At 67.0% G+C, this 21,379-nt stretch carries 18 protein-coding genes; 12 read left to right on the top strand and 6 right to left on the bottom strand.

Annotated features, from left to right (window positions below; all coding sequences use genetic code 11):
- Positions 1–209 precede the first annotated feature (209 nt).
- Entirely contained in the window at positions 210–4,046 is a 3,837-nt protein-coding gene (locus WD184_02680) for an AAA family ATPase (GenBank protein ID MEX0825652.1), read from the bottom strand.
- A 70-nt stretch (positions 4,047–4,116) separates the two neighbouring features.
- Between WD184_02680 and WD184_02675 the strand changes: the two genes are divergently transcribed.
- The 3 genes from WD184_02675 to WD184_02665 are packed head-to-tail and all read left to right on the top strand — an operon-like array spanning position 4,117 to position 7,888.
- Positions 4,117–5,544, top strand: coding sequence for an FAD-linked oxidase C-terminal domain-containing protein (locus WD184_02675; protein ID MEX0825651.1), 1,428 nt, complete (start codon positions 4,117–4,119; stop codon positions 5,542–5,544).
- Positions 5,541–6,656: an FAD-binding oxidoreductase gene (locus tag WD184_02670; GenBank protein ID MEX0825650.1), complete on the top strand. Its 1,116-nt coding sequence runs from the start codon at positions 5,541–5,543 to the stop codon at positions 6,654–6,656. The genes WD184_02675 and WD184_02670 overlap by 4 nt, the downstream gene beginning before the upstream one ends.
- Entirely contained in the window at positions 6,656–7,888 is a 1,233-nt protein-coding gene (locus WD184_02665; GenBank protein ID MEX0825649.1) for a (Fe-S)-binding protein, read from the top strand. The genes WD184_02670 and WD184_02665 overlap by 1 nt, the downstream gene beginning before the upstream one ends.
- 14 nt (positions 7,889–7,902) lie before the next feature.
- On the opposite strand, the gene WD184_02660 is transcribed toward WD184_02665, so the two are convergent.
- Positions 7,903–8,355: a LiaF domain-containing protein gene (locus tag WD184_02660; GenBank protein MEX0825648.1), complete on the bottom strand. Its 453-nt coding sequence runs from the start codon at positions 8,353–8,355 to the stop codon at positions 7,903–7,905.
- A gap of 171 nt (positions 8,356–8,526) precedes the next feature.
- Between WD184_02660 and WD184_02655 the strand changes: the two genes are divergently transcribed.
- On the top strand, positions 8,527–9,456 hold the full coding sequence (locus tag WD184_02655) for a DMT family transporter (protein ID MEX0825647.1): 930 nt from the start codon (positions 8,527–8,529) through the stop codon (positions 9,454–9,456).
- A 31-nt stretch (positions 9,457–9,487) separates the two neighbouring features.
- On the opposite strand, the gene WD184_02650 is transcribed toward WD184_02655, so the two are convergent.
- From WD184_02650 to WD184_02640, 3 genes are all read right to left on the bottom strand, one after another.
- Complete coding sequence (locus WD184_02650) at positions 9,488–10,357, bottom strand: GNAT family N-acetyltransferase (GenBank protein ID MEX0825646.1); 870 nt, start codon at positions 10,355–10,357, stop codon at positions 9,488–9,490.
- Between the two features lie 67 nt (positions 10,358–10,424).
- Positions 10,425–12,452 (bottom strand): dehydrogenase E1 component subunit alpha/beta, encoded by a 2,028-nt coding sequence (locus WD184_02645; protein MEX0825645.1) that lies wholly within the window; start codon positions 12,450–12,452, stop codon positions 10,425–10,427.
- A 10-nt stretch (positions 12,453–12,462) separates the two neighbouring features.
- On the bottom strand, positions 12,463–13,539 hold the full coding sequence (locus WD184_02640) for a Glu/Leu/Phe/Val dehydrogenase (protein ID MEX0825644.1): 1,077 nt from the start codon (positions 13,537–13,539) through the stop codon (positions 12,463–12,465).
- 192 nt (positions 13,540–13,731) lie between these two features.
- Here WD184_02640 and WD184_02635 point away from each other — a divergent pair, with 192 nt between their 5' ends.
- The 8 genes from WD184_02635 to WD184_02600 all read left to right on the top strand — a co-directional run bounded on the left by WD184_02635 (position 13,732) and on the right by WD184_02600 (position 19,777).
- The gene (locus WD184_02635; GenBank protein ID MEX0825643.1) at positions 13,732–14,502 is read left to right on the top strand and encodes a hypothetical protein; all 771 of its coding nucleotides are present in this window, start codon (positions 13,732–13,734) and stop codon (positions 14,500–14,502) included.
- Positions 14,492–14,842: a DUF1992 domain-containing protein gene (locus WD184_02630; protein MEX0825642.1), complete on the top strand. Its 351-nt coding sequence runs from the start codon at positions 14,492–14,494 to the stop codon at positions 14,840–14,842. The genes WD184_02635 and WD184_02630 overlap by 11 nt, the downstream gene beginning before the upstream one ends.
- A 297-nt stretch (positions 14,843–15,139) precedes the next feature.
- Positions 15,140–16,474 (top strand): twin-arginine translocation signal domain-containing protein, encoded by a 1,335-nt coding sequence (locus WD184_02625; protein ID MEX0825641.1) that lies wholly within the window; start codon positions 15,140–15,142, stop codon positions 16,472–16,474.
- Positions 16,471–17,202 carry a hypothetical protein gene (locus WD184_02620; GenBank protein MEX0825640.1) on the top strand — a complete coding sequence of 244 codons (732 nt, stop codon included), beginning with the start codon at positions 16,471–16,473 and terminating at the stop codon, positions 17,200–17,202. Before WD184_02625 ends, WD184_02620 begins: the two co-directional genes overlap by 4 nt.
- Before the next feature lie 77 nt (positions 17,203–17,279).
- Positions 17,280–17,876 carry a hypothetical protein gene (locus WD184_02615; GenBank protein MEX0825639.1) on the top strand — a complete coding sequence of 199 codons (597 nt, stop codon included), beginning with the start codon at positions 17,280–17,282 and terminating at the stop codon, positions 17,874–17,876.
- On the top strand, positions 17,873–18,331 hold the full coding sequence (locus WD184_02610; protein MEX0825638.1) for a hypothetical protein: 459 nt from the start codon (positions 17,873–17,875) through the stop codon (positions 18,329–18,331). The genes WD184_02615 and WD184_02610 overlap by 4 nt, the downstream gene beginning before the upstream one ends.
- Before the next feature lie 45 nt (positions 18,332–18,376).
- Complete coding sequence (locus tag WD184_02605; GenBank protein MEX0825637.1) at positions 18,377–19,141, top strand: class I SAM-dependent methyltransferase; 765 nt, start codon at positions 18,377–18,379, stop codon at positions 19,139–19,141.
- Positions 19,142–19,168: 27 nt separating this feature from the next.
- Entirely contained in the window at positions 19,169–19,777 is a 609-nt protein-coding gene (locus tag WD184_02600) for a MauE/DoxX family redox-associated membrane protein (protein MEX0825636.1), read from the top strand.
- Between the two features lie 6 nt (positions 19,778–19,783).
- Here the strand turns inward: WD184_02600 and WD184_02595 are convergent, their stop codons facing one another.
- Positions 19,784–21,151, bottom strand: coding sequence for a S41 family peptidase (locus tag WD184_02595; GenBank protein ID MEX0825635.1), 1,368 nt, complete (start codon positions 21,149–21,151; stop codon positions 19,784–19,786).
- Positions 21,152–21,379: the final 228 nt, after the last annotated feature.

Raw genomic sequence — 21,379 nt, 5'->3', positions numbered from 1 at the left:
ATTCTTCGAGTTATGGGTGGCCAGGGCGAAGAATGGCCAGAGCGGGCTGAGCCCAAAGTGCCATGAATGTGCCAACGGTCAATGCCAGAACTGCGAGACGCTTGCGCATCGATTTGTCCTCCTGCAACGAGTGCGTAGTCAGGAGGATGAATTCGGCATCTCTCGGCCGTATCTAAAGCCGATCGGCTAGTGGACCAGCGACTCCGCGCTCAAGTGCTCAAAGCATTGTTTCGACTACCGCGGGTGGCGATGGTGGCGCCTGAACTCCGTATCGCCACCAGGTCCCGTCGGATCGTGGCCTCGCTGGTGGAAAGTGCTTTCGCCAGGTCCCCGACCGTCGGCGCGGCGCCCCGGTCGGCCGCCTCTGCCAGCAACCGGTGGATGCGGTGGTGGCGCCGCTCAACTTTGTCCGGAATGTCCTGGTCGCCCGGCTCACTGACCGTCCAATCCACGTCGACGAATTCGTCGGCGCGGAGGGGCCGACCCGTGGGTGCTTCTGCCGAAGCGATAGCAAACTGTTCGACGATGGGGCGCTTCGATAGCCACCACTCCACGATCATCCCGTGTTCGGGCACCGTCTCAAGTGCGAGTTGCCGATCCTCCGGGGTGAGGTCGGATACGATCTCCATCAACACTTCATACGCCCGCTCGAACTCACGTTGGCTTCGAGCATGCTCACCGACCGAATGGAGCGCGAGGCCGTGGGCGTGGTGGATGAGATGAGCTAGTTCAATTCCGGGCCTCATGGCCGACGTTGCAGCTTCGGTCACCTTGTACGCCTCTTCAATTCGGCCAAGGTCCAACAGGATGCGGCCCTGAAGGCCAAGCACTCCAATCAGTAGGTCGTCCATGCCGATCTCGCGACAGATTCTTTCTGCACGACGCGCATGGTCCAGGGCCGATTCAGACTGGCCGGCGGCTAGTTTTGAGCTTGCGTATTCGCGCAGGATTTGAGCCGCAAGCCACTTATCCTGGACTTCCTCGGCCTGTTCGACCGCTGATTCGAAGAGTTTCCAGGCAGCTTCGGTCGCCCCGGCCCTTGCTTCGATGCTGCCCATCATGCCGAGGCATTGAGCCTCACCTCTAAGGTCCCCAATCTCCCTGTAGACCTCAAGCGCCTGGTCGATGCTGTCGCGGGCCCGATCGTCCTCACCCAGTCGACTGTGACGCATCCATGCCGCGTTCGATTGCACGAGTGCTCGTCCGCGCCGGTTGCCCATCGACTCGTAGGTGTTCGCTGCCGACTCGAACGAGTCGAGGGCGGAGCCGAGCCGATTGGTGATCACGTAGAGGATGCCGAGGTTCATCTCATAGACGGCCTCACCATGGCGGTAACCGATCGTCTTCGAGATTTCGATGGCCTTCACGAAATCGCTCTCGGCTGCCTCGGGCTCCCCGCGTTCCATGCGAAGCGTTCCGAGCATGCCCAAGACCTCCGCCTGACCCCGTCGGTCTCCCAACTCCCCGTAGAGGGCGAGCGCGGCGAGGAGCTGCGATTCGGCCTCTCCGAACCTTTGGAGATCGATGAGGTTCTGGCCGAGCGCATTGCGCGCATCGGCTTCCTGCCGGCGATCGGTCCCGCGGAAGCCTGCGGCTTCCTCGAGGAACTGAACGCCCTCCGCAGCGCGACCACCGAAGCAGGCGATCATTCCGAGCGTGGTGAGGGCCGACACGATCTGGCCGCCGTCGTTTGCACTTTTCGCCGCCGTTAGAGCGAAACGGGCTTCCTGTTCCGCTTCGGGGAAGCGATCCTGATGCGAGAGCCACCATGCGCGCCGCCGGTGGACCAAACCGCGTTGCTCGGGTGATGCAAAGCGGTCGAGCCGCCGCAGGGCCTCCTCCTGCTCGGCTCGCCGTCCCATCACGTCGAGGACTTCCTCGTAGAGGGCCGCTACGGCAAAGCGGCGTTCGTTGGGGGCACCGATCTCGTCGAGGGCGAGCGAGGCCCGGTCGAGGTGAAGGGCGGCGGTGTCGTAGGCATGCACGGCCAACGCCCGCCGGGCAGCGCGGTCGAGGTACTCAGCCGCCCGATCGGGCATCCGCGCGGTGGTGAAGTGGTGAGCGAGTACCTCCACCTCCTCGGGCCTGTGGGCCTCGATCCCCGTCGCCACCCGCCGGTGCACGTCCAGACGCCGCGACAACGGCAAGTCGTCGTATACGACGCGGCGCATGAGTTCGTGGCCCAGGGAGTAGTCGCGGCCTCGGCCCGAGAGGAATCGCCTTCGGACGAGATCGTCGACCGAGGCGAGTGTGGCGTCGTCATCGAGGTCGGAGGCGTCGACGATCTCCTCCAGCAGCAGTACCCCGTCGTGGGCGGCGACCAACTCCAGCGTGCGTCGCGAAAGCGGGTCGAGACTGTCGAGACGGTGGCGGATGAGGGTGTGGACCCGCGGAGTGACCGGGATCCGGTCCCTGGTGGGAGGCTGGGCCTCTGTGGGAGCTTCGGCCTCATCGAGAGCATCGCGCTCGTAGAGGGCGCGCAGGGTCTCGACGATGAACAGAGGGATGCCCCCGGTATCGCGATGGAGACTCTCCGAAAAGTCGCCGCTCACCTCCGCCCGGCCCAGGCTGTGCCGAATGAGTTCCTCGGTTTGGGCGGGAGACAGCGGGGCCAGCGAAACGCGCTCGCAGTGAGGCATCCGGTCGAGGGATCGGAGGAGATCCCAGACATCCGTTCGTTCCCGGGCTTCGCCGTGCCGGTAGGAGACGGCGAAGAGAATGCGGTCCGAGGCGATGCGGCCGGCGATGTGAGTGAGGGCCTGGATCGTGTCGTCGTCTGCCCAGTGGACATCTTCCAGCACAACCAGCGTCGGGCTGAGGGAGGCCAGGGCGCGGAAGGCCTCGGTGATCGCCTCGCGCATTCGGGCCTGCTCGTCGGCCCGTCGGACTGCCCCTTCGGGCTCGACGGAGGGAGCCGAGGTCCCAATGGCCGGCACCAGGGGGGCGAGAGTCTCGGCCCAGATCGGCGGCAGCCTGCTTGCCAGCTGCCGCAGCCGGAGCCCGGTCACCCCATTCAATGCCTCCGAGAGCGGGGCGAATGGTCGGCCACCGCTGGGAGCCGAGCGTCCCCAGAGGACGTCCATCCCCCGCCATCCGGCGTCGGTGACCACTTCGGCGAGCAAGCGGGTCTTGCCGACTCCCGACTCTCCCTCCACCAGCACCAGCCCGCCCTTGCCGTCCAGTACCTCGTCGAGTCGCTGGGCGAGCCGCGAACGCTCGGAATCGCGCCCGACGAAAGGGGTGTGGTCGGTCTCGTCGAAGAGCGGTGATTCGTCATGGGCGGGCAGGGGGCGCCCGCCGGTCTCGCGATCCGCCAAAGTCGCTTCATACAGTTCGAGGGTCTCGGGCGACGGCGAACTTCCGAGTTCCTCCGCGAGGATGCGTCGGCACTCTTCGAACTGCCGTATCGCCTCGTTGTGCCGGCCGAGGAGAACCGCCAGCCGCATGACCCGTCGGTGGGATTCCTCGTCGAACTCGTCCTCCTGGGCCACCCGCCGAGCCATGACGAGGGCCACTTCGAAATCACCGCGCGCCTGGGCGAGTTCGGCCAAGCGTTCGAGCGCGGCAAGGAAGCGGCTGTGGAGTCGGTCCTGCTCGGGGAGCAGCCAATCGTCGTAGAAGCCGGCAAGGAAATCCCCCCGATAGACGTCGACCGCGGCCTGGAGTGCCTCGGCCTCGTCCTGGCGAGATTCCGCCCGCGCAGCCTCATCGAGACGGCGCTCGAACACTTCGACATCGAGGATGAAGTCGGCAGCGGGGTTGAAGCGAACGGTGTCCGGAGTGCCGATCAGGTAGCGCTCGCCCGACTCGTCCCCGATGATGGTGCCGATCTGCCACAGCGCCTGGCTGAGGCGGCGCCGGGCGCGGGAATCGTCGAAGTCGGGCCAGAAGGTCCCGGCGAGCAGGTCCCGCGTGTGGGGGCGTTCCCGATTGAGCACCAGGAACGCAAAGAGCGAGCGGGCAGCCCTGAGGGCCAGGGGGTCGAGTACCCGGCCCTGCCTTCCCAGTTCGAATCCGCCCAGGAGGCGTATTTCTAGAGATGCCATTGGGCATAAACGGTAGTCCCGGGCCTTCGCCCTTTCCGGCGAGGCATCGGTGTGTCGGTAACCTCGCCGCATGGCCGCCTTATCCGATCTCGTGGTCGATCTCATCAGCGAGTTGGGTTCAGAGGCGGTCCGATTCGAGCCGCTCGACCGCAGGCTCTTCTCCAAGGATGCCGGTGTCACCCGTGGCGAGGTGGTCGCCATCACGTTCCCCCGGTCAGCCGAGGAGGTGGCGGCGGTGGTCCGGATCGCCGGCACCCACGGGATTCCTGTGGTCGTGCGGGGCGCAGGCACTGGCCTCTCCGGAGGGGCGGTCCCGTCGGAACCCGCCGTCCTGATCGTCACCACCCGGATGACCGGGGTAGAGGTCGATACCGATAACCGGACGGCGTGGGTAGAGCCGGGAGTCATCAACCTCGATCTCTCCCGGCTGACCGAGCCGTTTGGGCTGCACTTCGCCCCTGACCCTTCGTCGCAGGCGGCGTGCACCATCGGGGGGAACGTCGCCAACAACAGCGGCGGTCCCCATTGCTTGGCCGAGGGCACCACCGTCAGCCACGTGCTGGCGGTCGAGTTCGTCGACGCCGAAGGGAACGTCTTCATCGCGGGTGGCCCCGGGCCCGACCCAGTGGGTCTCGACGTGCGTGGGGTCATGGTGGGCTCCGAGGGCACGCTGGGAGTGGTGACCCGAGCGCTGGTCAAACTGACCCCCAACCCGCCGGCGGTGCGGACGATGCTGATGGCGTTCGATGACATCGCCGATGCCGCCGCGACCGTCTCCGGAGTCATCGCCGCCGGGGTGGTCCCGGCCGCTCTTGAGATGATGGACCGCCCACTGATACGCGCGGTGGAGAACTTCCTCCACGCCGGTCTTCCCATCGATGCCGCCGCGGTGCTGCTGGCCGAGGTCGCCGGGCACCCCGAAGGGGTGGAGGCAGAGGCAGAACTGGTCGTCACCATGGCGAAGCGTCACGGTGCCACCGAGGTCCGGATCGCCCGGGATGAAGCCGAGCGGGAGGTGCTGTGGAAGGCGCGTAAGTCGGCATTCGGCGCCATCGCCCAGATCGCCCCCGACTACTACCTGCACGACACGGTGGTGCCGCGCACCCGGCTGGTCGAGGCCGTCACCGAGATCTACGCGATTGCCAAGCGACACGACCTGCCGGTGCTGAACACGATCCACGCGGGCGACGGCAACCTCCATCCGAAGTTCGCCTTCGACGGGTCGATCCCTGGCGTGCGTGAGCGGGTGAAGCAGGCCGCCGAGGAGGTGGTCGCCCTCTCCATTCGTCTCGGTGGAGTACTTTCCGGCGAGCACGGCATCGGGTTGGAGAAGCGCGACTTGATGCACCTCGTCTTCTCCGCGGTCGACCTCGATGCACAGGCCCGACTTCGAGACGCCTTCGACCGGGATCGTCGATTCAATCCAGGCACCGTGCTGCCTGCCGGGTCGCGGTGCTTCGATTTCGGCAGGCAGCCGCCAGAAGGGGTGTGGGTGTGACCGCACTGCGTTCCACCGCGGCGAGGCTGTTTGGCGAAATGGCCGACCCAGTCGAAGGCGCGCCGCCGGCCGACCTAGTGCTCGCCCCGACCACGGTCGAAGAAGCCGCCCGCATCCTCGACTTCGCCTCCGAGCACGGGCTTGCGGTCGTCGTATGGGGCGGAGGCACCCACCAGGGCCTCGGGTATCGGATCGAGCCCGACCTGTTGCTGGTCACCACCCGGATGGATCGCATCGTCGACTGGCAGCCCGACGATCTGACAGTGGTCGTCGAACCGGGGTTGCCGGTGGCGGCTCTCGAGGCTCGCCTGGATGAGCGGTCGCAGAGCGCGGTTCTCCCCGAGCGGCCAGGGGCAGCGACCGTCGGGGGAGTGGTTGCTGCCGGTGCGTCCGGCTGGCGGAGGTATCGCTACGGGCCCACCCGGGACCGTGTGCTCGAGGTGGTCGTCGCCACCGGTGACGGCCGCGTGGTCAGGGGAGGCGCCCAGGTGGTGAAGAACGTCACCGGCTACGACATCCCCCGTCTCGTCACCGGATCGCTTGGATCGCTCGGTCTCATCGGTCGGGTGTGTCTGAAGTTGTGGCCGAAAGGCGAGACCACCACGACCGTGCGCGTCGATGATCCCAGCCGGGCTCTTGAAATTGCCTACCGGCCCCTGGCCGTGCTCGAGACCGCGACGGGCTGCTTCGCCTACCTCGCCGGGACGGAACGCGAGGTCGCAGCGCAAGGTGCCGCCCTCGGGGGCAGCGTGCAGGAGGGCCTGCTGTGGCCCGAACACCCGACCGGTGAGGTGGTCGTGTCGGTGCGGGTTCCGCCGGCGTCGACGGCCGAAGCGGTCCGCCGGTTGCCGGCGCCTGACTCGTTCGTCGCCGGTCACGGAGTGGGGGAGGTGAACGCTTCGTTCGACTCGATCAACCCATCGGAGTTGGAGGGGCTGCGAGATTGGGCCGAGTCGACAGGTGGCGCAATGGTCCTGCTCGCAGCCCCCGACGGCTTCGCCCTCGACCCATGGGGGACGCCGCCGCAGACCCTGGACCTCCAGCGCCGAATCAAGGCCGGGTTCGACCCGGCCGGGGTCATGGCACCCGGACGCCTGCCCGGAGGGCTGTGATGGGTTGGTCGACCCCGTGGGCGCCGACCCCGGCCGAGCTGAACGCGTGCGTCGAGTGCGGCCTGTGTCTCCCCCATTGCCCCACCTTTCGCCTCACCGGTGATGAGGCGGCGTCGCCCCGCGGCCGAATCAACGCGATGCGGACGGTGGCGTCGGGTGAGCTGCCGCTCGACGCGGCCTTCGATGAGGTGATGAGCTTTTGTCTCCAATGCCGGGCGTGCGAGGCGGTATGCCCGTCATTGGTGCCCTTCGGACGGATGATGGAGGGTGCCCGGGCCGAGCTGAGCGCGGCGCGGCCTGAGGGCCGCCGGCTGCGAAAGCGAGCCCTCGGCAGGTGGTTGGGAAGCCGGCGCAGGGTCGGGTTCGCCACGTTCTGGGCGGCGGTGGCACAGCGGATGGGCGCCGGTCGCTGGGCGCCCCGAAGCCTCCGCACTGGTCTCGCGGGTATGCGCCGGCTCGGCTTCAGGCGCAGGTCGATCGTCGGCGCCACCTTCGAGCCGAAGTCCCCACCGATCGGCACCGTGGGCCTTCTCGCCGGGTGCGTGATGGACCCGTGGTTCCCGGCGGTCCATCGCGCCACGATCAGCTTGCTGACCGCTGCCGGCTATCGAGTGGAGGTTCCGCAGGCCCAGACCTGCTGTGGCGCCCTCGCCGCCCATGACGGCGCCGCCGACGAGGCGGCGCGCCTGGCAAAGACGAATGCCGCCGCGTTCGTCGGGGTCGACCTGGTGGTGTCGAACGTGGCGGGGTGCAGCGCTCACCTCGCCTCTTACGGCGACTGGGACGCCACGGCCGCGTCGGTTGAGCAGCGGGCGATCGATGCGGTTGCCCTGGTGGCTCGGGCGATCGGGGAGGGGCGACTGCCGCGGCTCGCTCCCAACGGGGGCGCGGTTGCGGTCCAGGACCCGTGCCACCACCGCCACGCCCTACGCATGACCGAGGAGCCGAGAACAGTTCTCCGCGCCGCCGGATACGAGGTGCGGGAGGTCGATCCGTCGGGGATGTGTTGCGGAGCGGCCGGGATCTACGCGATCCTTCGTCCCGAGACCGCGGCGCGTTTGGGCTCCAACAAGGCGGCCGAGGTCATCGCCACCCGCGCCCCGATTGTGGCTTCGGCGAATCCCGGCTGCGAAATCCAACTGCGGGCGCACCTCGGTGACCGGGTGCGGGTGGCGCACCCGCTCGAGCTATACGCGGACGCGATCGAGTCGCAGGTGGCAAGTCGCGAGTAGCAAGCTCGACGGAGTCAATCGGCGGCGTCGATGACGACTCCGCCGGAGCGCACGACCGCTTCGATGGTGAGGACGGGGGCGTCGTCACCCAGCGTCTCCGGTGGCTCAGTGTTGACTTCGATCGCGCCGCCGCGGACGTCCTCGGCGACGTAGACCCGCCAGGTCGGTGGAACCACCACCTTCATCCCCCCGACTGTCACCTTCAGCGCGAGATGCGCGCCGGCGGGGTCGAGGGATGCGCCGCGGAGGTCGAGATCGATGCCACCGATGGTCACCTGCACGGTGGCAGATCGCAACGCGGTGGCGTTGCTGTGCACCGACCGGCCGCCGATGAAACCGAGGATGCGGAACTCGTTGTCGTCGGGGGTGGTCTCCCCCTCGAACTGGCGCGACGCCACTCGCCCGATGACCAGCATGGCGACCCAGAGGATCACGAACTTGACGAGGAATCCGATCGCGCGACGCATGCGGTCCCGACGGTAGTTGAAAGGAAGCCGACCGCCGACAGCCGACAGTTCAGATACGCGCGGCACCCGCGCCTCGCTTGGCACGCGACTACGAGTCCGAGCATCTCATCGATGGCCATGGGCTGTCGGCTGCCGGCGGTCGGCTAGGGCCCCGACCTACTCTCCCCCTTCATGGCTCGCTTCGTTGCTACTGGACCCTTTCTGGTGCTCGCCGCAGCCACGCTCTGGGGAACCACAGGTACCGCACAAGCCCTCGGGCCGGACGGCATCTCGCCGATTGCGGTCGGGGTCGTCCGGATGGCGGGCGGGGCAACACTGGTCCTCTACGCCCTGGCGACCCGCCGGACTGCCCCGCTTCGGCAGATGTGGGGGTGGTCACTGGTCGCTGCGGTGGTGACGATGGCCGTCTCCCAGCCTCTGTTCTTCTCTGGCGTGGATCGCACCGGGGTCGCCGTCGGCACGATCGTGACGATTGGCAGCGGGCCGATCCTGGCGGGACTCATGGCGTGGGCGTTTCGGGGGGAGCGACTCGGCGTCCGCTGGGCAGTGGCGACGACGGTGTCCGTTGTCGGAGCCGTCCTACTGGTGTCGGGCGGTGGGGCTGCCGGCGTGGACCCTGTCGGGGTGGGCCTCAATCTCGCGGCCGGTCTCGTCTGGGCCATCTATTTGGTGGCGGTCAAGTCGCTGCTCGACCGCCACCCGCCGGTCTTCGTCGCCGGAGTGGTGTTCACCGGTGCGGCGGTGCTGCTCGCCCCGACTCTGCTGTTCGTCGAGACCGCCTGGCTGACAACCACCCGAGGATTGTTGGTGGTCCTCTGGCTCACTGTGGCTGCCACCGCTTTCTCGTACATTCTCTTTGCCCACGGCCTGCGGGGAACGCCCGTAGCGGTCGCGGCAACCCTGACCCTCGCCGAGCCCGTGACCGCGGCGATCCTGGGAATGACCGTGCTCGACGAGCCGATCAGAGCCACCACGATCGTCGGCATCGCCCTGGTGTCCACGGGCCTGCTGGTGCTGGCGCGAGAGCGGCCGCCCGAGCCGATACCGGAACCCCAAGAGCCAAGAGCCGAGAATCAAGAGCCAAGACGCCCTGAATCTTGATTCTTGAATCTTGATTCTTGATTCTTGACTCCTATAACGCCTTTGCCCACACGGTGTTGGGATGCGTTGGGTCGAATCCGAGGCGCTTGAGTTCGCGTTCCAGCCACGCGACTGCGGGGATCATGATCCCGACGGTTTCGGCCCCCGACTCGGCGGCTTTGTCGACCAGAGCGAGCACCATTGCCCTGGCGTCCGATGGTCCTGTCTCGAGCCAGTGGACCAGGAATTCGGTCTCGTCGATCTCGAAGATCGCCCACCCGGGGCGGCCCTCGAGCAAGCCCATGTCACGGGCGGCGACGGTGAGGACCTCGAGGCTGAGCCGTTGCCAGCGCCAGTCGATCTGAATCAGGTTGCGGGCGGCGCGTGCCAGCTCGCCCCCCATCCACGACATGTACGCGGCGTCGGCCTCGGCGGAATGGGCAACCCTCAATCGCTCAGCCGGCGGAACCCGTTTTCCGCCGTTGCCTGCCGGTACCGGAGAGCTCTCTCCAACTGCCCTCACGGCGTGGACCCAATCGCTCACTGGCCGGAAACCTGCCGCCTCCACCTGTGCCTGCGCGCTGGTGTTCCAGGTCTCCACCGACAGCCGGATCACCTTGGCGCCCTGCTCCGTCGCCCAGGTGGACAGTGCATTGGTGATCCGAAGCCCGTGGCCCTGGCGCCGGTGGTCGGGATGGACCCGCATCCCCTGGGCCCAGGCCTCATCGGGCCCGAGCATCCCCACTCGCCCCATGGCCACCACCGTGCCGTCTACCTCCCCGACGAACACCCGCCCTGTCTCGTCGGCGATCCACCGCTCCAAGACATAGGGGATGTAATCACCCCAAGGAAACGTGTCGCGCGTCCACTCAGAGATGGCGAAGACGTCGGAGGGAGTGGCGATGCGGATTCGACCGGTCATGGTGGAATCGTATGTCCTGAGAACCAAGAGCCAAGAACCAAGATTCTTGACTCTTGATTCTTGGCTCTCAGTACTCCGCCAGTTCGCGTGCCCGCTCCATGATTCCCTCGACCGAGGGGTACACCTGCTCTTCGAGGGACGAGGAGTAGGGGAAGGTTGGGATCTCGGGGGAGGCGTACCGCGTGACCGGGGCGTCGAGCCACTCGAAGGTCTTCTCGGCGATCTGGGCGGACACTTCAGCGCCGTAGCCGCCGAACTTGTTGTCCTCGTAGACGATCAGCACCTTGGAGGTCCGCTGCACCGCTGCCTCCACCGAAGCCCAGTCGAGCGGGCGGAGGGTTCGCAGGTCGAGGACCTCGGCCCCGATGCCCTCTTCGGCGAGCCGGTCCGATGCTTCGCCGGCGAAGTGCGCCATCGCGCCGTAGGCGATGATCGTCAGGTCGCTGCCCGTGCGCCGCAACGCAGCCTTGCCGATCGGCACCCGGTGCGCCCCCTTGGGCACGGGTGCCTTGCCGAGGCGGTAGAGCTTCTTGGGTTCCATGACCATCACCGGGTCGGGATCCTCCACCGCGGCCCACAGCAGACCCTTGGCGTCGGCAGGTGTCGACGGGATCACCACCTTGAGGCCGGGGACATGCGAGTAGAAGGCCTCGATCGACTGGCTGTGATAGAGCGCTCCGTGGACCCCGCCGCCGTAGGGGACGCGGATCACGATCGGGCAGTTCCAGGCGCCACCCGAGCGGTAGAGCAGCCTCGCCGCCTCCGACACGATCTGATCGAAGGCCGGGTGGATGTAGTCGGCGAACTGGATCTCGGCGATCGGGCGGGCACCGGCGGCTGTCATTCCGATGGCCGTACCCACGATGGACGACTCGGCGATCGGCATGTTGAAGCTGCGGCCGGCCCCGAACTTGTCGGTGAGACCCACCGAGGCGCGGAAGACACCGCCCTTCGGGTCGGCGACGTCCTGCCCGAAGAACACGGTCTCGGGGATCGCCTCCATGATCTCGTGCAGCGCCTGGTTGATGGCGGTGACCATGTTCATTTCCTCACCGTCGAGGTCGGGTTCGACCGCGGTGGCGGGGTTGGTGTTCTCGACGACGTTCACGTAGACGTTGGCCAATGGGTCGGTCGGGTCGGCGGCGGCATCGGCGGTCTTGACCGCGGCGCTGATCGCGCTGACCGCCTCGTCGTCGATGGCGTTCTCTCGCTCCTGGTCGAGGAGCCGGCTCTCCACCAGGTACTGCTTGAGGATGCCGATGGGATCACGCTTCTTCCACTCCTCGATCTCCTCCGCCGGCCGGTATTTGTCGTCGTCTTCGGAGGTGTGGGCGTAGTGCCGGTAGGTGTGGCACTCGAGGAAGGTGGGCCCTCCGCCGGCCCGGGCCCGTGCCACTGCCTCCGAGGCGGCCCGGTAGACCTCGAGGATGTCGTTGCCGTCGACCTCTTCGGCGTGCATCGCGTATCCCTTGGCACGAAGTGTGAGCGAGCCCGCGACCTCGTGCCGCACTGGTACCGAGATGGCGTACTGGTTGTTCTCGATCACGAATACGCATGGAACCTGGTGGATGCCGGCAAAGTTCATCGCCTCGTGGAAGTCGCCCTCGGACGAGGAACCTTCTCCACCCCACACCATGACGACCCCGGAGTCGCCCTGGCGCTTCAGTTCGTACGCCAGCCCGGCGGCATGAGGGAACTGGGTGGCGATGACCGACGAGTGACTGAATATCCGAAGGTCCTTGTGCGACCAGTGGTTGGGCATCTGGCGTCCGGCACTGTTGGGGTCGCTCTCCTTTGAGAACACCCCGAGGAAGAGCTCCTCGAGGGAGAGACCCATCGCGAGCGCCACCCCGGCGTCGCGGTAGTAGGGAAGTGCCCAGTCATGGCGCTTGTCGAGTGCGGATGCAGTGCCCACCTGGGTGGCCTCGTGGCCGGACGACGAGACCACGAAAGGGGCGCGGCCCTGCCGGTTGAGGGCCCACATGCGGTCGTCGAGCCGCCGGGCGCGCACCATGAGCCGGTACATCTCGAGCAACGCATCGTCGCTGATCCCGAGATCCAGATGGTTGCGCATCGGGTCGATGCCGATCGCCACGCTTGCCTCCTCAGTTCCGGTCGTCGCCACCGCGACGGAAGAGTCGCAGGTTCCCGATGTCGGCGATCCGCTCCTCGGCCAGGGTCACCGCTGCCACGTTCGGGGTGACGTTCCGTTCGCGCGAGGCCTCGAGCACGCGCAGCGTGTTGTCGTAGACCTTCTCGACGTGCGCCGACGCCTTGTCGGCGTTGTAGTCGCCGAGCTCTTGACTCACGTGGATGAGGCCTCCGGCGTTCACCACGAAGTCTGGAGCGTAAAGGATGTCGCGATCGGCAAGCCGCACGGCGTCCTCGTCGGTGGCGAGCTGGTTGTTGGCGGATCCGACGACCGCCTGACAGCGGAGCCGGGGGATGGTCTCTTCGGTCAGGGCGCCGCCGAGGGAGCACGGGGCGAAGATGTCACATTCCACGTCGTAGATCTCATCGCAGGCGACCACTTCCACGTCGAACCTGGCCGTGACCTTCTCGATGGCAGGGGGGTGGACATCGGCGATCACCACCGAGGCGCCGGCCTCGACGAAGCGTCGGACGAGATCCGAGCCGACTTTCCCGACGCCCAACACCGCCACCTTGCGGCCCTGGAGCTCGTCCGTGCCGTGCATGAACTTCCATACCGCCCGGGTCGCCGCCATCAATCCTTGGGCGGTGGCCGGCGATGGGTCTCCCGACCCTCCCTCTTCTACGGGCACACCGCATACCCAGCGGGTCTCGCGGCGGATGAGCTCCATGTCGGCCGTGTCGGTGCCGACGTCCTCGGCGGTGATGTAGCGGCCTCGAAGAGAGTCGATCAGGCGCCCATAGGCCCGCCACAAACGCTCGGACTTCACCTTCCGAGGGTCGCCAATGATGACCGCCTTCCCGCCGCCGAGGTCGAGACCGGCGGCGGCCGCCTTGAGCGACATCGCGGCGGAGAGGCGAAGCACGTCGTGGAGAGCCGCGTCCTCAGACTCGTACGGATAAAAGCGAGTCCCGCCGAGGGCGGGACCTAGAGCTGTCGAGTGGATTGCGATGATGGCCTTGAGCCCCGAGGCCGCATCGGATCCGAATACGACCTGTTCGTGGCCAGTGAGCGCGTGGAATACCCCCAACGCCGGCTCCTTTCGCGAGGCAACGGAACGGGCGCGAGTGTACCCCGGGAGGGTTTCGGGCGTCAGGGGAGAGAGGTGGCCTCCCGCCCCCGCCTCCCGCAAGAACCCGCTTGATGCAGCGGGCGCGTCTGGCGGAGGGCGGATGGCTGTTCGGCGTGAACGGAAACGCGCCGGGTTCTCTACCATCACCTAATGGCAAAGGCGGCCTATCTCCGTGTTTACCTACCGGCCGATCGGGTCGAGGAGCCGCTCGTCCATGTGGCCGAGGCCGATGCGAAGAGCCGCGTGCTGACCCGTGGGGAGTACGGCGTCTGGGACGAGTCGGTGCGGGAGGACGCGTTCGTGCTCGAGGACGAAGGGCGGCGTTATGTGTGCCCTCGCTACCCGCGCCTGCGGATGCTCGAGGGCCTGCTCGCCTTCCGTAACGCCTACCGCGGGCCAACTGCCTCGATGCTGGTTCCCGAGGCGACCGCTGCCCGGGCGGCGCGTGAGCTCGATCGCATCCAGGAACGATTCCCCGCAGCGCGCAGCCACATCCTCACGTCACCCTTCTTCGTGCCGCTGCGGTGGTTTGCGGCTTTCGACCCCTCCGATCGTCGACTGCTGGACGACGAGTCTGGGCTGACTATCCGGTATCGAAGCCGGATGCGCGATGCGCTGCGCCGGATGCGGAGGTCGGTGCAGGTACTCGAGGAGGCAGGGTTCGACGACGCGATCGTCGACCAGGTAGCCGACCTGGTGCGATGGATGGAGCAGTTCCCCTCACGCGCCATCCTCGAACTCGACTATGCCGACGTCGCTTCCCTCTTCAGTCGGGCGGAGCTGGCCATAGATGAGTCGGCTGCGGAGGTTGCGGCGAGTCTCAGCGCCCTCGAGGATGGCGACTACGAGGGCGCCGCCGGTCATTACTCCGCGGTGGCATCTCGCTGGGCTCATGCCCAATCATTGGTGTATGCCAACTGAGCCGCCACCTGACGCGCCGTATGTCGACCCGGTCGAGCGCAAGATCCGCGAAGCGATCGATCGGGGCGAATTCGAGGCGCTTCCTGGTGCCGGCAAGCCCATTCCCGACCTTGATCGCCCCTACGAGGCCGCATGGTGGGCAAAGCGGTGGGTCGAGCGAAGCAGGCTCGAAGACGAGGCAGCGGACCTGCAGCGGGTCGTTCGACGCGAGACGCCACTGCTCAGGGCTGCCGTCGACGCCGAGGCGGCATCGCGACGGGTCGACGAGCTGAACCGGGCGATCGCGTCGATCAACCAGCGCCTTGACGAGGCCGACCGGATCCGACCGATATCACTTTGAAGGTCGCTCGATCATTGGCTGACCCTCTAAGGACGTACGCGGATAGGCTCGCCCCGGGATCAACTCTCGGCTTGTCGCAAGCCGAGAGTTGTTGGGACCAGCGACCTATCCGCGCACGTCCTAAGTTCTTCTTTCATGATGAATCCTCGGGCGAGGAGCGCTCAAGAACCGCACCTCGTTTGACCGACTCCAACGAGAGGAACAGGCGGGACCGATGACTCTCGAACGCGGAAATGCCTCTGCGGGTGGCTCGGCGTGAGTCTGCTCCAGAAGTCTGTCGGCTACACCGCTCGTCGCGTGAGCAGGCGGGGGTTCCTGTCCAGGGCCGCCATGGTCGGCACCGCGCTCGCCGTTGCGCCCCAGCGGTTCCTGTTCGAGCCGAGAACCGCGTATGGCGTTGCCTCGCGATCGTTATGCGCCACTTGTTCGACCCTCTCGCCGGGCAACTGCGACTGTGGAGACCTTTGCTGTTCCGGGTGGACCGAGTTCTGCTGCGCCATCCACCCGGAGACCGGCAACACATGCCCGCCGGGCACCGTGCCGGGCGGCTGGTGGCGCGCCGATGGGGCCGGGCTGTGCGACGTGCAGGGTGTTCGGCAGCCCCGCTACTACATCGACTGCAACGCCACGTGCGAGCTCGGGTGCACCAAGGTCAACGACAGCGACGGAACCTGTGGCGCCGCATGCCACGACTTCGACTGCGGCTGCGGCAACGACCGCTGCGACCACCGGAAGACAGCCTGCACCCGCTTCCGCTACGGCCAGTGCAACGATGACATCCCTTACCTCGGCGCCGTGGTGTGCCGCTATGTCACCTGCAGCCCGCCGTGGATTTGGGACCCCGACTGTGCGGCGGGACCCGTGCTGTTCTCCCCCGACACCACCTTCCACGACCGGCCCTGCCTCCACGAGCGCGAGCCGATTCACGCCCGGTTTGCGGGGCAACGCGGCAATCAGATCAGGCTGCGGAAGGGTCCCCGGTTGAAGTCCAAGGTGCGAAGGTTCAGATTCGGTGCCGTGGGCGACCTCGCCGTCTTCGGCAGTTGGGACGGCAAACGCCGGCGTACCGTTGGGGTGGTGAAGGAAGCCGCCTCGGGTGGAACTCCGGGACAGCCGATGAACTGGTACCTGCGGAACACGAACAATGCGGGAGGCGCGAACCTGATCCTCCAGTTCGGGATCCACGGAGAGACTCCGGTCGTTGGCGACTTCAACGGGGATGGGATCGATGAGATCGGCACGTTCCGCGCCGGTGTCTGGAAGCTGCGGCGGTCGCTCGGCCCGAATCCCATCTACGACACGATCAACTTTGGCCGGGAAGGCGATGTGCCGGTTGTCGGGGACTGGAATGGCGATGGCACCGCCACCCTGGGGGTGGTGAGGGGAGACACCTGGCTGTTGCGCAACCCACACGGGCCGGGGTCGGAGGATGTCCGGTTCGAGTTCGGGATTCCTGGCGGCAGGCCGGTGGTGGGTGACTGGGACGGTGACGGCATCGATGGCCCGGGCCTGGTCGTCGGTGAGCACTGGCACATTCGAAGGGATTGGTGGCTCGACCAGACCACCGTGTTCGAGTTCGGAAGGGCGACCGATCTGGTAGCCGTTTGGGGCCGGAAAGTGCCGCGCAAGTGACGGCCTTGGTCATCGTCGAGGCTGTGGTGGTCCTGCTGCTCGCCGTGCTGGTGATCGGTCTATTGCGTAGCCACGGCGAGATACTCCGCGCGCTGCGCGACCTGGGCATCGAACTCGACGAGGCTGACGCGACTGCCGTGCCGCGCCCGTTGCCCCGGCGAACCACCGACAGCCTGGCCGCCGCCGACATCGTCGGGATCACCCCCGAGGGTTCGCAACGAATGGTGGGCGTCGTGGGCGCGCGGCATACGACGATGCTCGCCTTCCTTTCATCCGGCTGTCTGACCTGCGCGAACTTCTGGGAGGCCTTTGGCCGGGAAGAGCTGGCAATGCCAGGCGAGGACACCCACCTGGTGATCGTCACCAAGGGTCCCGAGGCCGAGAGCCCGGCGGCGATCGCGGCGAAGGCACCGCGCCGGATGACCACCGTGATGTCGACCGAGGCGTGGGATCACTACGGCGTGCCCATCACTCCCTACTTCGTCCTCGTCGACGGCCCCAGCGGCCAGATCGCCGGAGAGGGCGCCGCGGCCAACTGGCGCCAACTCGAGTCGTTGATGGCGCAGGCGGCGGCCGACGGTGGGCTGCTCAACCGGGCCACCCGGGGCGGAAGCACCTCCGACCGGCTCGACCGCGCCGACGAAGAACTCGCGGCCGCCGGCATCAGTCCCGACCATCCAAGTCTTCTCGCGAACCGAGCCCAAGACGTCGAGGAAGGGGGCGAATGAATCCTGCCCTGGTGTCCGCCGCGCTGGTGGCCGTGACCGCGGCCATTCGTAGCCACTGGTCGCCCTGAGGAGAGTCGATGCTTTCCAGCATCCATCCGCTCGGTGAGCGGACGAGAGGGAACCGATGGGGAACGACGGCGACGTACTACGTCGTCGGCTCGACCCTTGGTGGCGCGCTGATGGGTGCAGCCCTCGGAGTCATCGGAGCCGGAGTCGCATCGCTCTGGAGCATCTCGGACTCCTTCGCGGTCTGGTCCGTGATCGCGGTTCTGATCGTGTCGGCCCTCCTCGATCTGTGGCACGTGCCCGTACCCTCGCTCGAGCGGCAAGTCGACGAGACCTGGCTGAACCGATATCGAACCTGGGTCTATGGCGGCGGGTTTGGATTCCAACTCGGTACGGGCGTGATGACATTCGTGAAGACGGCGTCGATCTACGCCTTGTGGCTCCTGGTGGTCCTCGGCGGCTCCCCTGTCGGCGGATTGATCGTGGGCGCTTGGTTCGGGCTGGTCAGGGCGTCGGCGCTCCTCACAGTCGGCGGGATAAGGGATCCTGCCGCCCTGCGGAGCTATTTCCGGCGCATGGCGAAACTCGGCCCCGCAGCCAACGCGGTCGCTGTCGTCGGTCCGATCGCGGCGGCGCTCGTCGTGTTGCTGGGTTGGGTCAGACCATGAGGATCAGCAACCTCGGTATCACGATCGAGGCTCCGGTGGGCTTCGACGTCGAGATCTTCAGCCGGCCGGACGAGACGGGTCGCTACTCGGCCGATGCTCCGGCGATCGTTCATGCGGCGAACTTCTGGCTCCCGCGTGAACGGTCCGACTTCGGGCATGAGATGGTGCAGAACATGCGCTTGATGGATGTGTTCCTGGCCGTGATCGAATACGGGTCCGACGCCGCGGGCAAGCGTCTCTTTGCAGCGTCGGGGGTGCCGAAGATCGATTCCGAGAGCCTGAGCCAGGATGCCGTGATGGGCCCCGCCTCCGGCCAGACGGGCACACAGCACTTCTTCCATGTGGGGGATCGAGCATTCAGTCTCTACGCAGTCGTTGGCGCCCATCGGTTGCGGTCACGGTCCGTTCCGCTCCTCGCCGCCCTGCTCGACTCGCTCGAGGTGACCCCCGCCTGAGTCCCGAGGGTGCTCGCGACAGGTCGCCTTCGGTACCCTGACCGGGTGCCGGAACAGAAGAAGCCGACCAGCCTCATCGGCAAGGTGGGGAAAGGGATCAAGAATCCGAAGGCCGCCTGGCGGTACCTGGTGCGCGTCCGCCGGAACCGCAGAATCTCGCAGTCGGCCGGTGGCGATCACATCTCCTTCTACCGCCGGGTGATGGCCGACGACGTGGTGCGCAAGTCGCCCGATGGCGCGGTCGGCACCGAGGATCGCGAGGCGTGGCTCGAGCTGGGCAATCGGCAGTTCATCTACCTTCGCGACCGCGGATTGCGTCCCGACCATCGCATGCTCGAGATCGGGTGCGGCAATCTTCGTGCCGGCTGGCGCTTCATCGAGTTCCTCGGGGAGGGCGCCTACACCGGGGTCGACATATCACCCGAGATCCTTCTCGCCGCTCAGGACACCCTGGCGGAGCAGGGGCTCGTGGCCAAGCGCCCTTACCTGATGATCGTCAACGACATGTCCTTCAAGGCCCTCCCCGACGGCCACTTCGACGTCGTCCATGCTCACAGCGTCTTCTCTCACACACCGATCGAGATCGTGGAGGCGGCACTGAAGGGCGTTCGCCGGGTGATTCGAGAAGACGGGTTCTTCGACCTCACGTACAACAAGAGCGCCGACGGCCGCTACTGGGGCACGCTACGAGAGGACTACTTCTATCCGCTCGAGATGCTGGTGCGGCTGGCCGGAGAGCGAGGGTTCGCGGCCGAGGAGATGGAGGGGTGGGTGCACCCGCAGTCGAAGCTGCGGTTGCGGCCCCGCTAGCGGCCGGGCGGGACGTACCCTCGTTTCGTGACTGCAACCTTCATCGGGGCCTTCGGCATCGCCTGCGGGGTGTTGATCGTGTCGGGCGCCTTCAAGGTCGTGCAACCCGCCGGGGTGGCGGGCGCGGTGCAGACACTCGGCATGAGAGTGCCCCGGTGGATCGGCAGGCTCATCGGGTCGGCCGAGATAGCGGTTGGAGCCGCCGGCTTGTCCGCACCCGGCCCGGTTCCTGCGATCGCGGTGGGTATCGCTTACCTGGCGTTCGCCGCGGTTGTGATGGCATTGATTCGTCGGGGCGAGACATCGTGCGGCTGCTTCGGGCAGATCGAGAGCCCGCCGAGCGGGCTTCACGTGGCGATCGACCTCGCGGCCGCCGCCGCCGCGCTGGGTCACGCCGCGGCGATGTCGCCGACCATCTTTGAGTATTCCCGAACGCTTGGCTGGGAGGCCATTCCTTTCCTCGGGCTGATTGTCATCGGAGTGCTTTGCACCGTGGCCATCCTCACCGTGCTCCCCGCTGTCGTCGCCCAGACGCGGGCGGCGGCCGCGGAGGCCGAGGCGCGCCATGAACGACTCCACCACCACTCGCACGGGACGGATCTCGTTCAGATCGAGAGCCCGTCGGATCCGGGGTGAGCGGGGTCAGGCTGCAGCGAGCGCCGTGAGGGCGGCGTCGAGGGCTGGGTCGGTCTCGAACGTGAAATCCTCCCAATCCGCCGGGATCTCGATGTCGGGGCTGATGCCATCGCGTTCCCAGTCGGCATCGGGGTCGGCCAAGAGCCGGAAGACCTCGGCGGCAATCCACAGCTTCGAACCTCCGGGGAGCGAGAACCCATGCAGGGTCTCGACGTTCCCGGTAGTGGTGGATCCGATCAAGACGGTGCGGTCCCTGGAGCCAAGGATGCCCGAAATGATCTCGCCGTAGCTCTCGGTGTGCTCGCCGATCAGGACGGCAAGGGGAACGGTGGCGGAGTTGTGGATCGGATCGGCGTCTATCGAAAGCTGGCGGGTGTCGTCCCGGCTGGAGTATTCCCCAATGAGGCCCGAGACGAACAGCGACATGATGGGCTCCGCGACGACGCTCGAGCCCCCGCCATTGACTCGTAGGTCGATGATCAGCCCGTCCAGGGGCCCCCACTCCTCGAGAGTGTCGCGGACCTGGTCGTCGATGGTGTTGTCGGCGAACGTCGGGATCATCATGAAGCCGACGCGGCGGCCCGCAGCGTCGGGGATGAGCATCGCTTCGATCGGAATGTTGCCCGTGACGCGGGCGCGCACCGCCGACACCGAGCGGTCGGGTTCCCCGGGAGTGCGAACCGTCATGGTGACCAGGCTGCACTCAGGCCCGCGTAGCCGGCCCGACTGCTGCCCCGGTTCGTCGCCCAGTGCGACCCCATCGACAGCCAGGATGCTGTCGTGCGACTCGATGCCGGCGAGGTCGGCGGGTGACCCCGGGAACACGGTGATGATCGTGATGAGCTGGTCTTCGGGGACGGCGGTCGCCACGATCCCGATCCCCTCGTAGTCGTTGTCGCCGGCGAAGATCTCGTCGGACTCGGCCACCTGGGCCGGGGTCTCGAAGCGCGAGTGCTCATCGCCCAGCGACTCCACCAACCCGTCGAGCCGCTCGTAGAGGACCGCGGTGCTCATGCCGGCGTCGATCTCGGCGCGCAGACTTGCAATGGCGGCGTCCCAGTCGATGCCTCCAAGGTCTGGGTCGAAGTAGGTGTCCCGGAAAACCCGATCGAATGACTCGAGGACCAACAGCTGGCTCGCCGTCGTCAGCTCCTCGGGAGCGATCGTCGTGGACGTGGGCTCCACCGGAGGAGTGGTGGTGATCGTCCGGCCCTCACATTGGGGAGGAATCACCAGGCCCTCGGGGAGCGTGCTGGTCGAACTCGTCGGCGCCAAAGTGGTGGAGGTCGTCGCCGGCGAGGTCGTCGTAACGCCCGTCGCACCAGCGCACCCGGCGATGAGCACCGCCAACGCCAGGACCGCAATTCTTCGCACCGTCGCCTCCCAAGGGGTCCAGCGAGAGTAACGACAGACGTTGGCTAGAGGTTCACGCGGGCAGTCCGTGACTTTGAAGAGGCACCGTGGTTGGAGTGCTCGCGGTGTCCGCTGCCCCCTTCGTCTGCCGGGCTTCTCGCCCGGCAGCCACCTCCCCCGGAGGCCGGGGGAGGACGCTCTTGCGGGTAGCGGGTGGCGGGTAGCGGGCGGCCGCCAAAGGCGGCCGCT

The organism is Acidimicrobiia bacterium (assembly GCA_040878325.1).
Lineage (GTDB): Bacteria > Actinomycetota > Acidimicrobiia > Spongiisociales > UBA11373 > JAUYIV01.
This window is presented reverse-complemented; position numbering and strand designations above follow the sequence as displayed.